A 12,954-nucleotide genomic window follows, 5' to 3' on the forward strand; every position below is an offset into this window, starting at 1 on the left:
ACTCTCCGGTCATGAATACTGAACTTCCCGCCCTGACCCAGCCGCCCGGGGCGGCCAAACCATCCAGCAAGGACGGCGCCATGCCCGAACAATCGACCGAACAAGTATCGCCACCGCCGCCGTCGGCTGGATCTGCGGCCCCTCGCCAGACCATCGCCTGGTGGGCGCTGCTGTTGGCGCTCGCGGCCTGTGGCGGCGCGGGCTGGTCGGCCTGGCAGGCGCGGGACACCCACGGGCAGTCGGCGCAACTGCGCGAGATGCTGGCCAGCCGCCTTGCCGAGAGTGAAGGCCTCGCCGGCGAGGCGCGGGGCATCGTCCGCCAGCAGCAGGAAATCCTTGCCGCCCTGCAGGGCAAGCTGGGTGCGCTGGAGTCCAAGGTCGAGGCCACCGAAGGTCAGGCTGCCGCGCTGGAAGCCCTGTACCAGGAATTTTCCCGCTCGCGCGAGGATCGTGTCGTTGCCGAAGTCGAACAGGCTGTCGCCCTGGCGGCGCAGCAACTGCAGCTTGCCGGAAACGTCGAGGCGGCGCTGATCGCGTTGAACCAGGCCGATGCCCGTCTCGGGCTGCACGACCGTGGCCAGTATGCGCCGCTGCGCCGTGCCCTGGCGGGCGACATCGAAGCACTGAAGCTTCAGCCCGTGGTCGATGTGCCCGGACTCGGCCTGCGCCTGGAGCGCTTGCTCGAGCGCGCGGACGTGATGCCGCTGGCCTTCGAGGGGCAGTTGCCGGCGCCGCAGCTGCCTCCCGACGATGACAGCGTCGCTGCTGCAGGTGATGACTGGACGGCCAAGGGGCTCGGCTACGCGCGCGAGCTTGCCCATGACGTCTGGCGCGAGATCCGCGGCCTCGTGCGCATGGAGCGGCTCGACGAGGAGGCTCCCGTGCTGCTGGCGCCGGCGCAGAACACTTTCCTGCGTGAAAACCTGAAGATCCGGCTGCTCACTGCGCGCCTTGGACTGCTGGCGCGGGATGCGCGCACTTATGCTGCCGATCTTGCCCAGGCGCGCGCGTGGGTCGAGCGCTTCTTCGACCTGAGTGACGAGCGCGTGAAACTGGTTCTGGAAGAGCTTAAGGCGCTGGAGTCGGTTTCCATCCGCACCGAACTGCCCACTCTCACCGAAAGTTTTGCCGCCCTGCGCGTGATGCAGGCGCGCGGCGAGCAGGCGCGCGGCGAACGTCCGGCGGTCCGGGAGGCCGCTGAGTCCTCCGCGCCGCCGGCAGCCGCCGAAGCTCCCGCCGCCGTGCCTGACGTTGCCGAGCCGGCTTCCGACTCCATAGCAGGGGACGCGCCGGAAGCGTCCCCGGCGCAGTGAGGGGGCGGCGATGCGTACCTTGATATGGATGATCGGCATCTTCGCCGTCGCGGTGGGCGTGGCGATGGTGGCCGGCCTCAACGATGGCTACGTGCTGGTTGTGGCGCCGCCGTGGCGCGTGCAGCTGTCCTTGAACCTGCTGGTGGTCATCGTCGTCGTCGGCTTCGCACTCGGCTATGCGCTGATTCGTCTGGTCAGCCGGACCCTGCAGTTGCCGACCAGGGTGGCGAAGTGGCGCGAGCGGCGCCGGCGCGAGCGTGCCGGACGGGCGCTGACGGATTCCGTCAATGCGCTGTTCGAAGGCCGTTTCTCGCAGTCGCTCAAATCCGCATCGCGAGCCTACGAGACTGACGAAGGCGCGTCGATGGCGGCGCTGGTCGCGGCACGCGCCGCGCATGCGATGCAGGACGAGCCGCGCTATCGTGAATGGCTCGGCAACGCGGCGAAGAAGGAAACGAATGGCGATGTCGCGCGCCTGATGACCGAAGCGGAGCTGGCCGTCGATGCCGGGCGCTTCGACGAAGCGGCGGCGCGGCTGGCGACGCTGCGCGAAGGCGGCCATCGCCACATTGCCATGCTGCGGCTGGAGGCGCGCGTGGCGTCGGCGCTGCGGCGCTGGGAAGAACTGGTCGGCACCGTCCGCCAGTTGCGCAAGCACAAGGCATTGACCGATGAGCAGGCCGTGCCGCTGCTGCGCCGTGGCCATGTCGAGCGCATGCGCGAACTCGCCGGCGACAGCGAGGCGCTGGTCGATTACTGGAAGAACATTCCCGCCGGCGAACTGCAGGATCGCGGCCTGATCGAACGCGTACTGCCGCTGCTGGCAAAAGCCGGGCGCGGCGAGCTTGCACGCAAGCAGGTGGAGCATCTGCTCGACGAGCACTGGGATTCCGACCTGGCACGGCAATATGCGCATTGCGCCGAGAACGAAGGCGAAAGCAGCGTGCGCGCCTGCCTGCAGAAGGCCGAAAGCTGGCTGCAGCAGCAGCCGCGTGACGCGGGGCTGCTGTTCGCGCTCGGCCAGCTTTGCGTTCGTGCGCAGTTGTGGGGCAAGGCGCAGAGCTACCTCGAATCGTCGGTGAAGTACGGCCCGAGCGTCGATGCCTATCTCGCCCTGGCGCACCTGCTGGAAAATCTCGAACGCAATGCCGAAGCCCAGCCCTACTATCGCGCAGCGGCCGAAATCGTTGCCGCCGGCGGGCAGAAGAACGCCGTGGCGCTGCTGCCCGCCTGAGGAGGCCGCGCCGCCGGCGCGGCTTGCCTGCACCGGCGGCGCGGCCGATGGCTTTCAGGCGGAAGCCGGAGGGCAGGCACCCATCTCGACCAGGCCGCTGAAGCCGCCCCAGAACATCCGCATGCCGTCGAAAGGCATGTCTTCCGGCTTGGTGCAGGTGATGCGGGGATCCTCCATCACCAGTGCGTTGATGCGGTCGCGCTCGGCGCGCGAAGCGTAGACGATCCACGAGAACACGGCCACTTCGTCGTCCTTGAGCTGTACGGCCTGCGGAAACGAAGTGATCTTGCCGGGCTGCACGTCGTCGCCCACGCATTCCCAATACTGCAGTGCGCCGTGTTCCATCCAGACCTCGCCGGCCTGTTGCGCGAGTGCGCGGTAGGCATCCAGCTTGGCGCGGGGTACGGGCAGCACGAATCCATCGACGTAGTGCATGAGTCTCTCCTTCGGGGTTGGGAAGGCGGCTTCGGCCATGCGGCGGAGAGGCTGCAAGCACCCTCTCCGCCGCAAGCGCTTCGACCGTCAGGCCTGCATGGCGACGTTGACCATCCAGGGTGTTCCGAAGCGGTCCCTGGCCATGCCGAAGCCGGGTGACCAGAAAGTCTCGGCGAAGGGCATCACGCACTGTCCCCCTTGCGCCAGGGCATCGAAAAGGCGCCGGCCCTCCGCCACGTCGGCGGCCTGGATCGATATCCACAGGCCCTGGGCCGGCTGGTAGCCGCCGCAGTCGCCATCGGCGCCGGGCATGGCATCGGAGCCCATCAGCGACTGTTGCCCGATCTGCAGGTGCACATGCATGATCCCGTTCCTGGCCGATTCGGGAATCGGCGGCATGCCTTCCATGGCGGGCATTTCGCCGAAGGTGGATTGGTGGACGATGCTGCCGCCGAACAGATCGGCGTAGAAGGCGAAGGCTTCGGCGCAGTTGCCGTCGAAATTGAGATAAGGCGTGAACTCCATTGCTGTCTCCCGGGGCGAGGCTGGGGCAGGGGCTGCCCCAACGCGTGGTGGGCCGCCGCAAAGAGTGTGTGGACGGCGTGCACATAGGTTAGAATCCGATGTGAACGATGTTTACATGAATCGTGCTTCGCGCTTGTAAATAAATATTCCCTGCTGCCGAGAATTGCCCATGTCCATCGCTGCCCGCTCGACCTATCACCATGGCGACCTGAGGACGGCACTGGTCGAGGCCGGCATGGCGCTGGTGCGCGAGGGCGGGCCGCAGGCGCTGGTGTTGCGCGAGGCGACGCGCCGTGCGGGTGTGACGCCCAATGCGGCCTATCGCCATTTCGCCAACCACCAGGCCTTGTTCGAGGCGGTGCGCGCAGCGGTGCTGGGCGTGCTGGCGGCAGCGATGGAAGCCGAACTGCGGCAGGCGGAGAGGCTGCGGGATCCCGCCGAGCGTGCACGCGGCATGCTGGCGGCCGTGGGGCGCGGCTACCTGGGCTTCGCGCAGGCCGAGACGGGATGGTTCCGCACCGCGTTCGCCTTCGGCGTGCACGACGTCGAAGTGCCTGCCGACCCGGCGCGCACTGCTGCCAAGGGGCTCAATCCCTTCGAATTGCTGGGCCATGCGCTGGATGCGATGGTGCATGCCGGCGTGCTGCCGGCCGAGCGGCGGCCCGGTGCGGAGTATCTGGCCTGGTCGGCAGTGCATGGCATGGCACTGCTGATCATCGATGGGCCGCTGCGGAACGCATCGGCCGAGCAGCAGCAGGCGCTGGGCGCCCGTCTGCTGCGCATGGTCGAACTGGGTTTGTGAACCCTGCAGCTACGGCGTGGAGAAGGCGCGGAGGTCCGGGCGGTTCAGGATCACGCCGCGGCGCCGGGCAGCAATGCCTCGACCAGTTCGGCCGGGCGGCACAGCCGCACACCGCGCGGCGTGACGACGATGGGCCGGTTGATCAGTATGGGAGTGGCCACCATGGCGGCGGCCAACTGGGCATCGGTGAGCGAAGGCTCGTCCAGGCCTTGTTCGAGATATTCGGGCTGCTTGGTGCGCAGCAGCGCACGTAGCGGCTCGCCGGTGGCCTGCGCCAGCGCCAGCAGTTCGTCGGCGGAAGGCGGTGTCTTCAGGTATTCGACGATGTCCGGTTCGGCACCGCTGGCCCGGATCATCTCCAGCACGGTGCGCGAAGTGCCGCATCTCGGGTTGTGGAAGATCGTGATGTCGCTCATGCCGTTTCCAATGAATCGAAGTCTGCGCGGGGACTGTTCAGGTCCTGGCTTTTACGCCCACTCGCGCGGTTTGAGGAATTCGTCGTACAGACGCGCCTCGGCCGAACCGGGTTCGGGCTGCCAGTCGTAGCGCCATTTGACGATCGGCGGCATCGACATCAGGATGGATTCGGTGCGTCCGCCCGACTGCAGCCCGAACAGCGTGCCGCGGTCGAAGACGAGGTTGAATTCCACGTAGCGCCCCCGGCGATAGGCCTGGAAGTCGCGCTCGCGCTCGCCGTAGGGCGTGTTCCGGCGGCGCTCGGCGATCGGCAGGTAGGCGCCGAGGAAGGCGTCGCCGACCGCGCGGGTGAGGCCGAAGGCGGTGTCGAAGTCGGTTTTGCCGTCGGCGCCGAGGTCGTCGAAGAACAGCCCGCCGACGCCGCGCGGCTCGTTGCGGTGCTTGAGGAAGAAGTAGCGGTCGCACCACTCCTTCAGGCGGGCATATTCCGCCTCGCCGCCGAAGGGCAGCACCGCCGCCTTGCAGGCGGCGTGGAAGTGGCGCACGTCCTCTTCCACCGGGTAGTAGGGCGTCAGGTCCATGCCGCCGCCGAACCACCATACCGGCGCCTTGCCTTCGGCCAGGGCGACGAAGCAGCGCACGTTCATGTGCACCGTCGGGCAGTGGGGATTGCGTGGATGCAGCACCAGCGACACGCCCATCGCCTCGAAGCGCCAGCCAGCGAGTTCGGGGCGGTGGGCGGTGGCCGAGGCAGGCATGCCGTCGCCCATGACGTGGGAGAAATTGACCCCGCCGCGCTCGAAGAAATTGCCTTCCTCGATGACGCGGGTCAGGCCGCCACCGCCGCCGGGGCGCTCCCAGCCGTCCGCCGCGAAAGCCTGGCCGTCGAAGGCTTCCAGGCGGCTGACGATGCGTTGCTGGAGATCGGTGAACCAGGGTTTGACGGTGGCGGGATTCATCGTGGCTCAGCTCTTGTCGTCGATCGGCGCCTCGGCGGCGCCGGCCTTGGCGGCGGCGACGGCGGCTGCGCAGGCGGCGGCATCGGCGAACATCGGGCTGGTGCCGACGATCTGGCCGTTGCTCGCTTTCAGGTTGAAGTAGGGACGGCCGTCGGAAGCCGTCTTGAGTTCGTAGCGCTTGTCGTCGCCGGCGTTCTTGCGCACCGACTCGATGCCGTTGGCGCAGCTGGCCTTGGCGTTGTAGCCCTCGCTGCGAACCAGGGTCTTGCCGTCCGCGTTGAGCAGCTTGAAGTGGAACTCGCCCTTGTCGTTCTTGGTGATCTCGAATCTGACGGACATCTGCGCCTCCATTGCATCGGGTTGTGGTGGTGAGCGCCAGACTGGCGCGCGTCTAGGATAGCCGGGGTTTACACCCCTGTTCGTGGCAGATGGCACGGGCACGGACGGCCGTGCCCGTGTCGGGGGGACGGATCAGACCTTGCGGGCGACTGCCCGGTAGCCGATGTCGCGGCGATACTGGCGGCCGTCGAAGGTGATGCCGTCGGCCATCTGGTAGGCGTTCTTCTGCGCGGTGCGCACGTTGTCGCCCAGGGCGGTCACGCACAGCACGCGGCCCCCGGCAGTGACGATCTCTCCATCATGCTCGGCGGTGCCGGCGTGGAAGACATGCACGTCGCCGGCAGCATTCCTGGGCAGTCCGGAAATGGCATCGCCCTTGCGCGGGCTGTCGGGATAGCCTGCGGCGGCGAGTACGATGCCGAGGGCGAAGCGGCGATCCCATTCGGCCTCGATCTGGTCCAGTCTGCCGGCGATGGCGGCTTCGACCAGGTCGGACAGATCGGTCTTCAGGCGCATCATGATCGGTTGCGTTTCCGGGTCGCCCATGCGGCAGTTGAACTCCACCACGCGCGGCCGGCCTTCGCCGTCGATCATCAGGCCGGCGTACAGGAAGCCGGTGTAGGGCAGGCCGTCGGCCGTCATGCCGGCGAGCGTCGGATTGATGATCTCGCGCATCACCCGCGCATGGACCTCCGGCGTGACCACGGGGGCGGGCGAATAGGCGCCCATGCCGCCGGTGTTCGGCCCCTCGTCGCCGTCCTTCAGGCGCTTGTGGTCCTGGCTGGTCGCCAGCGCCAGCGCATTCCTGCCGTCGGCCAGGACGATGAAGCTGGCTTCCTCGCCCTGCATGAACTCTTCGATGACGACGCGCGCGCCAGCATCGCCCATCTTGTTGTCCAGCAGCATCATGTCGATCGCGGCGTGCGCTTCGTCCGCCGTCATCGCCACCACCACGCCCTTGCCGGCGGCGAGGCCGTCGGCCTTGATCACGATCGGCGCGCCTTCGGCGTCGATGTAGGCATGGGCCGCGGCGGCGTCGGAGAAGGTCTGGTACTTCGCCGTCGGGATGCCGTGGCGGACCAGGAACTGCTTGGCGAAGTCCTTCGAGCTTTCGAGCTGGGCGGCAGCCCTGGTCGGGCCGAAGATCGCCAGTCCGGCGGCGCGGAAGGCGTTCGACGACGCCGGCCGCCAGCGGCGCTTCGGGGCCGACCACGGTGAACGCGACCTGCTCGCGGCGCGCCAGCTCGACCAGTTCGGCCACGGCGGTGGCGCCGACATCGACGTTCTGCACCTTGGGCTCGCGCGCGGTGCCGGGGTTGCCCGGCGCCACCAGCACGCGGGTGACCTTGGGCGACTGGGCGAGCTTCCAGGCCAGCGCGTGTTCGCGGCCGCCGGAACCGATGACGAGGACTTTCATGGGGTGCTCCGAGTTTCTGCTGGGTTGATGCTATTTGTCGGTCCGCCACCGAAGCGGGAGCAATGCTTCACCGCTTCGATGGCGAGCCGGGATCAGTGGCGGAAGTGGCGGAAGCCGGTGAACACCATCGCGATGTCCTGCTCGTCGGCGGCGGCGATCACTTCGGCATCGCGCATCGAGCCTCCCGGCTGGATCACCGCGGTGGCGCCGGCCTGGGCGAGCACGTCGAGGCCGTCGCGGAAGGGGAAGAAGGCGTCCGATGCGACCACGCAGCCCGAAATCACCAGGCCGGCATTCTCGGCCTTGATCCTGGCGATGCGGGCGGAGTCGACGCGGCTCATCTGGCCGGCGCCGACGCCGATGGTCATGCCGTCCTTGCAGTAGACGATGGCGTTGGACTTGACGTACTTGGCCACGCGCCAGGCGAACAGCATGTCGCGCATTTCGGTTTCGGTCGGCGCGCGCCTGGTGACTATCTTCAGGTCGGCGATCTGGATGCGGGCTTCGTCGGCGCTCTGCACCAGCAGGCCGCCGCCGACGCGCTTGTAGTCGAAGGCACCGGCAGGCTGGCCGAGCGGGCAGCTCAGCACGCGCACGTTCTGCTTGGCGCGCAGCAGCTCCAGCGCCTCGGCGGTGTAGGACGGCGCGATCAGCACTTCGAGGAACTGCGCCGACACCGCTTCGGCAGCGGCGCGGTCGACTTCGCCGTTGAAGGCGATGATGCCGCCGAAGGCCGAGGTCGGGTCGGTGGAGAAGGCCTTTTTATAGGCTTCCAGCGGGGTTGCAGCCAGCGCCACGCCGCAGGGGTTGGCATGCTTGACGATGACACAGGCAGCGGCCGCGCCGTCGCGGTCGAAGGCCTTGACGCATTCCCATGCCGCGTCGGCGTCGGCGATGTTGTTGTACGACAGCTCCTTGCCCTGCAGCTGGGTGTAGCCGGCGATGCCGCCTTCGGCCGCGCCCGGCTGGCGGTAGAAGGCCGCGCTCTGGTGCGGGTTCTCGCCGTAGCGCAGGTCCTGCACCTTGTCGAAGGCCAGCTGCAGGCGCTCGGGATAGGTCTGCAGCGAGACGTCGCCGGCCTCGTTGGTGACCAGCGCGGTCAGGTAGTTGGAGATCGCCGAATCGTAGCGCGCGGTGTGGGTGAAAGCCTTCACCGCCAGCGCGAAGCGGGTCTTGTGGCCGAGCTTGCCGCCGTTCGACTTCAGCTCGGCGACGATGCCGGCGTAGTCCTCGGGGTCGGTGACGATGCCGACGCCGCCTTCCTCGTTGCCGTGGTTCTTGGCCGCGGCGCGCACCATGGTCGGACCGCCGATGTCGATGTTCTCGATCGCGTCTTCCAACGTGCAGTCGGGCTTGGCCACGGTCTGCTGGAAGGGGTAGAGGTTCACCACCACGAGGTCGATGCGGCCGATGTCGTGCGCGGCGATGGTGTCCATGTGCTCGGCCAGGTCGCGGCGGGCGAGGATGCCGCCATGCACTTTCGGGTGCAGGGTCTTGACGCGGCCGTCGAGCATTTCCGGGAAGCCGGTGTGCTCGGACACGTCGGTGACGTCGAGGCCGGCTTCGCGCAGCAGGCTGGCCGTGCCGCCGGTCGACAGCAGCTTGATGCCGAGGCCGGCGAGTTCGCGCGCAAAGTCGAGCACGCCGCGTTTGTCGGAGACACTGATCAGGGCTTGGGTGACGTTCATCGTGGGATCGGAAGCGAAGAGGGGAAACGTGGAAAGAGTGGGGCTGGCGGCCGCCGCGGCACATGATGTGCCGCGATGCTCACAGCAATTCGTGGTTCACAGCAACTCGTAGTCGGTCAGCTTGCGCCGCAGCGTATTGCGGTTGATGCCCAGCATCTCGGCGGCGACCGTCTGGTTGCCGCCGGCCTGCTGCAGCACGAACTGCAGCATCGGGCGCTCGACGTTGCGGATCACCATGTCGTGGATGGCGGCCGGCTTCTCGCCGTCGAGGTCGCGGAAGTACTGGTCCAGCGTGCGGACGACGGCGTCCGCGATCTCGTTGCTGCGGCCGGTCATGCTGCGAGTTCCTGCGGAAGTTCGGCCTCGTAGCTCAGGCGGGCGTCGGCTTCGGCGAGCTGGCCGAAGAACTCGTCGACCGCGGCGAGCTGCGCGGGGATGTCGGGAATCTGGTTCATCGTGCGGCGGAAGGCGGCGGAGCCGACCAGGCCCTTGGTGTACCAGGAGATGTGCTTGCGGGCGATCTTGACGCCGCGGTCCTCGCCGTAGAAACCGTACAGGTCGGCCAGGTGTTCGCGGCAGACACGGTGGATCTCGCTGACCAGCGGCGGCGGCAGCAGCTCGCCGGTGTTCAGGTAGTGCTCGATCTCGCGGAAGATCCACGGCCGGCCCTGCGCGGCGCGGCCGATCATGACGCCGTCGGCGCCGGTGTAGTCGAGCACGAACTTCGCCTTCTCGGGCGTGGTGATGTCGCCGTTGGCGATCACCGGGATCTTCACCAGGGTCTTGACCTGGGCGATGGTGTCGTATTCGGCTTCGCCCATGTACTGGTCGGCGCGCGTGCGGCCGTGGATGGCGATGGCGCGGATGCCGGATTCCTCGGCGATGCGGGCGACCACCGGCGCGTTCCTGTTCTGGCGGCTCCAGCCGGTGCGGAACTTCAGCGTCACCGGCGTGTGCGGCACGGCCTCGACCACGGCTTCGAGGATGCGCGCGACCAGCGGTTCGTCCTGCATCAGCGCCGAGCCGGCCATCACGTTGCACACCTTCTTGGCCGGGCAGCCCATGTTGATGTCGATGATCTGGGCGCCGCGGTCGGCGTTGTAGCGCGCGGCCTCGGCCATCATCGCCGGGTCGGCGCCGGCGATCTGCACCGAGATCGGATCGACTTCGCCGTCATGGTTGGCGCGGCGCTGGGTCTTCTCGCTGCCGTAGAGCAGGGAATTGGAGGTGACCATCTCGGACACGGCGACGCCTGCGCCGAGCTTCTTGCACAACTGGCGGAAAGGGCGATCCGTCACTCCGGCCATCGGGGCGACGAAAAGATTGTTACGCAGAGTGAAGCCGGCGAACTGCATGCTGTGATCGGGCGGGGGAAACGGCGCATTTTACCCCAATGATCAAGGCTCTGGCGCGTATCGAGCGCCAGGGATGGGCATGGGGCGGCGGGGCAGGGCCAGGAGCCGGGGAATCGGAGCGGCTGTCTCCGCTGTGGAGAATGCGTTCGTGAAGCAGTAAGCTTCCGCTTGTCTGGATTGGCTTGGGTCGATTGAAACGGCGTTTGCATTCAATCTGGAGCAATCATGTCCATCAGCGTTCTCGATCTGTTCAAGATCGGCATCGGGCCATCGAGTTCACATACCGTCGGGCCGATGCGCGCCGCCCACGGTTTTGCCGCCGGGCTGATGGGGCAAGGCCTGCTCGCCAGTGTGACCCGCGTCGAAGTGAAACTCTACGGTTCGCTGTCGGCGACCGGCATCGGCCACGGCACCGACCGTGCGGTCATCGCCGGGCTGATGGGCCAGAAACCGGACGAGGTCGATCCCGACTTCCTGATCGAAACCGTCGATCTCGTCCGCCTCGACGAAAAACTCCCGCTCGCCGGCACCCACAAAGTGCCCTTCGCCTGGAATTGCGACATGCGCCTGCTGCCGGTGAGCCTGCCTTTCCATCCCAATGCGATGCGGCTCGCCGCATACGGCGGGACAGGCCTGCTCCACCAGAACACGTATTACTCGGTCGGCGGCGGTTTCGTCGTCGACGAAGTCCAGGCGCAAGCCGGCTTGTGTGCCGAAGCCGAACTCGCCCTGCCGTATCCCTTCGAGACCGGCGCCGAACTGCTTGCCCAGTGCCGCCGCCACGGCCTGAGCATCAGCGAGCTGATGCTCGCCAACGAAACCGCCTGGCGCAGCGATGCGGACACGCATGCCGCGCTGCAGCGCATCTGGGCGGCGATGCGGGCCTGTGTCGCGCGCGGCATCACCCGGGAGGGGGTATTGCCGGGCGGCCTGAACGTGCGCCGCCGTGCCGCCGCGCTGTACCGCAAGCTGAGCGAGCGCAGCGCCGGCCATAATCTCATCAGCAGCACCCTGGCCGCGCTCGACTGGGTGAATCTGTATGCGTTGGCGGTCAACGAGGAAAACGCCGGCGGCGGGCGCGTCGTCACCGCGCCGACCAATGGCGCCGCCGGCATCATCCCGGCCGTGCTGCATTACTACATGGACTTCATGCCCGGCAGCAGCGAGCAGGACGTCGATCGGTTCTTGCTCGCTGCTGCCGCCGTCGGCGTGCTGTGCAAGAAGAACGCCTCCATCTCCGGCGCTGAAGTCGGCTGCCAGGGCGAGGTCGGCTCCGCCTGTGCGATGGCCGCGGCGGGCCTGGCCGAAGTGCTTGGCGGCACGCCGGAGCAGGTCGAGAATGCCGCCGAGATCGGCCTCGAACACAACCTCGGCCTCACCTGCGACCCGGTCGGCGGCCTGGTGCAGATCCCCTGCATCGAGCGCAATGCGATGGCCTCGATCAAGGCGATCAACGCCGCCCAGCTCGCCCTGCGCGGTGACGGCGCGCATGCGATCTCGCTCGACCAGGCGATCCGCACCATGCGCGATACTGGCCGTGACATGCTCGACAAATACAAGGAAACCTCGCGTGGCGGGCTTGCGGTCAGCTTCCCTGCGTGTTGAATCCAGCCTGCAGGAGGCTGTGATCGCAGGAGCATCGGCTACGTATAGTCGGGTAGAGATGATGATGCTTGCAATGATTGCGATTGCGCCTAAGATGTAATCATTGCAAGCATCTTGAGCATTCCCATGGAGATTGCCATGACCACCAATCTCATCGTGCGCAACGTCGATCCCGCCGTCGCGCGGGCGCTGAAACAGGCGGCCGCTGCACACGGGCGCAGCGCCGAAGCGGAGCATCGCGAAATCCTGCGCGCAGTCCTCTGCCAGCCCAGCCGCCGCAGCTTCAAGGACGTGCTGGCCGCAATGCCCGACGTCGGCACGGACGAAGACTTCAATGCCCGCCCGCGCTGATGTATCTGCTCGACACCAACGTTCTTAGCGAACTGCGCAAGGGCCAGCGCGCCAACTCCGGTGTTCGTGCCTTTTTCGCGACGCTCGACAGCGCCGACATCTACCTTGCGGTGCAGACCATCGGCGAAATCCGCCGTGGCCTGGACAACATCCGCCGGCGAGGCGACCACGTTCAGGCCGACAGGCTCGAAGTCTGGCTCGATGCCGTGGTCGCCGAGCACGCCCGCCACATCCTGGATTTCGATCTTGAATGTGCCCAGCTATGGGGGAACCTGTTATCAGCCAGCCCTCAACATCCGATCGACAAGCAGATCGCCGCAATCGGTCTCATCCACGATCTCACCGTGGCCACGCGCAATACAGCGGATTTCGCCGGTACCGGCGTCCGCCTGTTCGATCCTTTTGCTTGATGCCCGGTACCGTCGTCGCGCCGGGGGAGGGCTCTGCTGAACGGGGGCTCGATCAAGCGGCTTGTGCTGAAATTTCCAGGCGATCGTGCAGCCGGCGGGAGGTG

14 protein-coding genes and 1 pseudogene are annotated in these 12,954 nt (G+C 67.2%); 6 read left to right on the plus strand and 9 right to left on the minus strand.

All coding sequences use genetic code 11. The annotated features are described in order from the left end of the window. Positions 1-11 precede the first annotated feature (11 nt). Positions 12-1,313: a uroporphyrinogen-III C-methyltransferase gene (locus QM748_RS00980; protein ID WP_415245224.1), complete on the plus strand. Its 1,302-nt coding sequence runs from the start codon at positions 12-14 to the stop codon at positions 1,311-1,313. Between the two features lie 10 nt (positions 1,314-1,323). Further along, positions 1,324-2,547, plus strand: coding sequence for a heme biosynthesis HemY N-terminal domain-containing protein (locus QM748_RS00985; RefSeq protein WP_415245225.1), 1,224 nt, complete (start codon positions 1,324-1,326; stop codon positions 2,545-2,547). 54 nt (positions 2,548-2,601) lie between these two features. On the opposite strand, the gene QM748_RS00990 is transcribed toward QM748_RS00985, so the two are convergent. Together QM748_RS00990 and QM748_RS00995 are read right to left on the minus strand one after the other, a co-directional pair. Then, the gene (locus QM748_RS00990) at positions 2,602-2,982 is read right to left on the minus strand and encodes a DUF1428 domain-containing protein (RefSeq protein ID WP_415245226.1); all 381 of its coding nucleotides are present in this window, start codon (positions 2,980-2,982) and stop codon (positions 2,602-2,604) included. Between the two features lie 87 nt (positions 2,983-3,069). Continuing rightward, on the minus strand, positions 3,070-3,507 hold the full coding sequence (locus tag QM748_RS00995) for a VOC family protein (protein ID WP_415245227.1): 438 nt from the start codon (positions 3,505-3,507) through the stop codon (positions 3,070-3,072). Between the two features lie 169 nt (positions 3,508-3,676). On the opposite strand from QM748_RS00995, the gene QM748_RS01000 reads away from it, so the two are divergent. After that, positions 3,677-4,309 carry a TetR/AcrR family transcriptional regulator gene (locus QM748_RS01000; protein ID WP_341645728.1) on the plus strand — a complete coding sequence of 211 codons (633 nt, stop codon included), beginning with the start codon at positions 3,677-3,679 and terminating at the stop codon, positions 4,307-4,309. Positions 4,310-4,359: 50 nt separating this feature from the next. Here the strand turns inward: QM748_RS01000 and arsC are convergent, their stop codons facing one another. The 7 genes and pseudogenes from arsC to dusB all read right to left on the minus strand — a co-directional run bounded on the left by arsC (position 4,360) and on the right by dusB (position 10,484). Continuing rightward, positions 4,360-4,725, minus strand: a complete 366-nt coding sequence (gene arsC, locus QM748_RS01005; protein WP_415245228.1) for an arsenate reductase (glutaredoxin) — start codon at positions 4,723-4,725, stop codon at positions 4,360-4,362. A gap of 51 nt (positions 4,726-4,776) precedes the next feature. Beyond that, on the minus strand, positions 4,777-5,685 hold the full coding sequence (gene hemF / locus QM748_RS01010) for an oxygen-dependent coproporphyrinogen oxidase (protein ID WP_415245229.1): 909 nt from the start codon (positions 5,683-5,685) through the stop codon (positions 4,777-4,779). Between the two features lie 6 nt (positions 5,686-5,691). Continuing rightward, positions 5,692-6,024 carry a YegP family protein gene (locus QM748_RS01015; RefSeq protein ID WP_415245230.1) on the minus strand — a complete coding sequence of 111 codons (333 nt, stop codon included), beginning with the start codon at positions 6,022-6,024 and terminating at the stop codon, positions 5,692-5,694. 132 nt (positions 6,025-6,156) lie between these two features. Further along, a pseudogene (purD, locus tag QM748_RS01020) lies at positions 6,157-7,441 on the minus strand (phosphoribosylamine--glycine ligase). 92 nt (positions 7,442-7,533) lie between these two features. Then, entirely contained in the window at positions 7,534-9,129 is a 1,596-nt protein-coding gene (gene purH / locus QM748_RS01025) for a bifunctional phosphoribosylaminoimidazolecarboxamide formyltransferase/IMP cyclohydrolase (RefSeq protein ID WP_415245231.1), read from the minus strand. A gap of 96 nt (positions 9,130-9,225) precedes the next feature. Further along, positions 9,226-9,465, minus strand: coding sequence for a helix-turn-helix domain-containing protein (locus tag QM748_RS01030; RefSeq protein WP_263462148.1), 240 nt, complete (start codon positions 9,463-9,465; stop codon positions 9,226-9,228). Next, positions 9,462-10,484 (minus strand): tRNA dihydrouridine synthase DusB, encoded by a 1,023-nt coding sequence (dusB, locus tag QM748_RS01035; RefSeq protein WP_415245232.1) that lies wholly within the window; start codon positions 10,482-10,484, stop codon positions 9,462-9,464. The genes QM748_RS01030 and dusB overlap by 4 nt, the downstream gene beginning before the upstream one ends. Before the next feature lie 225 nt (positions 10,485-10,709). Here dusB and QM748_RS01040 point away from each other — a divergent pair, with 225 nt between their 5' ends. The 3 genes from QM748_RS01040 (at position 10,710) to QM748_RS01050 (ending at position 12,850) form a co-directional block, all read left to right on the plus strand. Continuing rightward, entirely contained in the window at positions 10,710-12,089 is a 1,380-nt protein-coding gene (locus QM748_RS01040; protein ID WP_415245233.1) for an L-serine ammonia-lyase, read from the plus strand. Between the two features lie 138 nt (positions 12,090-12,227). Further along, entirely contained in the window at positions 12,228-12,440 is a 213-nt protein-coding gene (locus QM748_RS01045; RefSeq protein ID WP_415245234.1) for a FitA-like ribbon-helix-helix domain-containing protein, read from the plus strand. After that, positions 12,440-12,850, plus strand: coding sequence for a type II toxin-antitoxin system VapC family toxin (locus QM748_RS01050; RefSeq protein WP_415245235.1), 411 nt, complete (start codon positions 12,440-12,442; stop codon positions 12,848-12,850). The genes QM748_RS01045 and QM748_RS01050 overlap by 1 nt, the downstream gene beginning before the upstream one ends. Positions 12,851-12,954: the final 104 nt, after the last annotated feature.

Source organism: Thauera sp. (genome assembly GCF_047601425.1).
Taxonomy (GTDB): domain Bacteria; phylum Pseudomonadota; class Gammaproteobacteria; order Burkholderiales; family Rhodocyclaceae; genus Thauera.

What these genes read in the sequence shown, in the direction of transcription:
- QM748_RS00980 (WP_415245224.1), top strand. Translation starts at nt 12, where the DNA reads ATGAATACTGAACTTCCCGCCCTGACCCAGCCGCCCGGGGCGGCCAAA.
- QM748_RS00985 (WP_415245225.1), top strand. Translation starts at nt 1,324, where the DNA reads ATGCGTACCTTGATATGGATGATCGGCATCTTCGCCGTCGCGGTGGGC.
- QM748_RS00990 (WP_415245226.1), bottom strand. Translation starts at nt 2,982, where the DNA reads ATGCACTACGTCGATGGATTCGTGCTGCCCGTACCCCGCGCCAAGCTG.
- QM748_RS00995 (WP_415245227.1), bottom strand. Translation starts at nt 3,507, where the DNA reads ATGGAGTTCACGCCTTATCTCAATTTCGACGGCAACTGCGCCGAAGCC.
- QM748_RS01000 (WP_341645728.1), top strand. Translation starts at nt 3,677, where the DNA reads ATGTCCATCGCTGCCCGCTCGACCTATCACCATGGCGACCTGAGGACG.
- arsC (WP_415245228.1), bottom strand. Translation starts at nt 4,725, where the DNA reads ATGAGCGACATCACGATCTTCCACAACCCGAGATGCGGCACTTCGCGC.
- hemF (WP_415245229.1), bottom strand. Translation starts at nt 5,685, where the DNA reads ATGAATCCCGCCACCGTCAAACCCTGGTTCACCGATCTCCAGCAACGC.
- QM748_RS01015 (WP_415245230.1), bottom strand. Translation starts at nt 6,024, where the DNA reads ATGTCCGTCAGATTCGAGATCACCAAGAACGACAAGGGCGAGTTCCAC.
- purH (WP_415245231.1), bottom strand. Translation starts at nt 9,129, where the DNA reads ATGAACGTCACCCAAGCCCTGATCAGTGTCTCCGACAAACGCGGCGTG.
- QM748_RS01030 (WP_263462148.1), bottom strand. Translation starts at nt 9,465, where the DNA reads ATGACCGGCCGCAGCAACGAGATCGCGGACGCCGTCGTCCGCACGCTG.
- dusB (WP_415245232.1), bottom strand. Translation starts at nt 10,484, where the DNA reads ATGCAGTTCGCCGGCTTCACTCTGCGTAACAATCTTTTCGTCGCCCCG.
- QM748_RS01040 (WP_415245233.1), top strand. Translation starts at nt 10,710, where the DNA reads ATGTCCATCAGCGTTCTCGATCTGTTCAAGATCGGCATCGGGCCATCG.
- QM748_RS01045 (WP_415245234.1), top strand. Translation starts at nt 12,228, where the DNA reads ATGACCACCAATCTCATCGTGCGCAACGTCGATCCCGCCGTCGCGCGG.
- QM748_RS01050 (WP_415245235.1), top strand. Translation starts at nt 12,440, where the DNA reads ATGTATCTGCTCGACACCAACGTTCTTAGCGAACTGCGCAAGGGCCAG.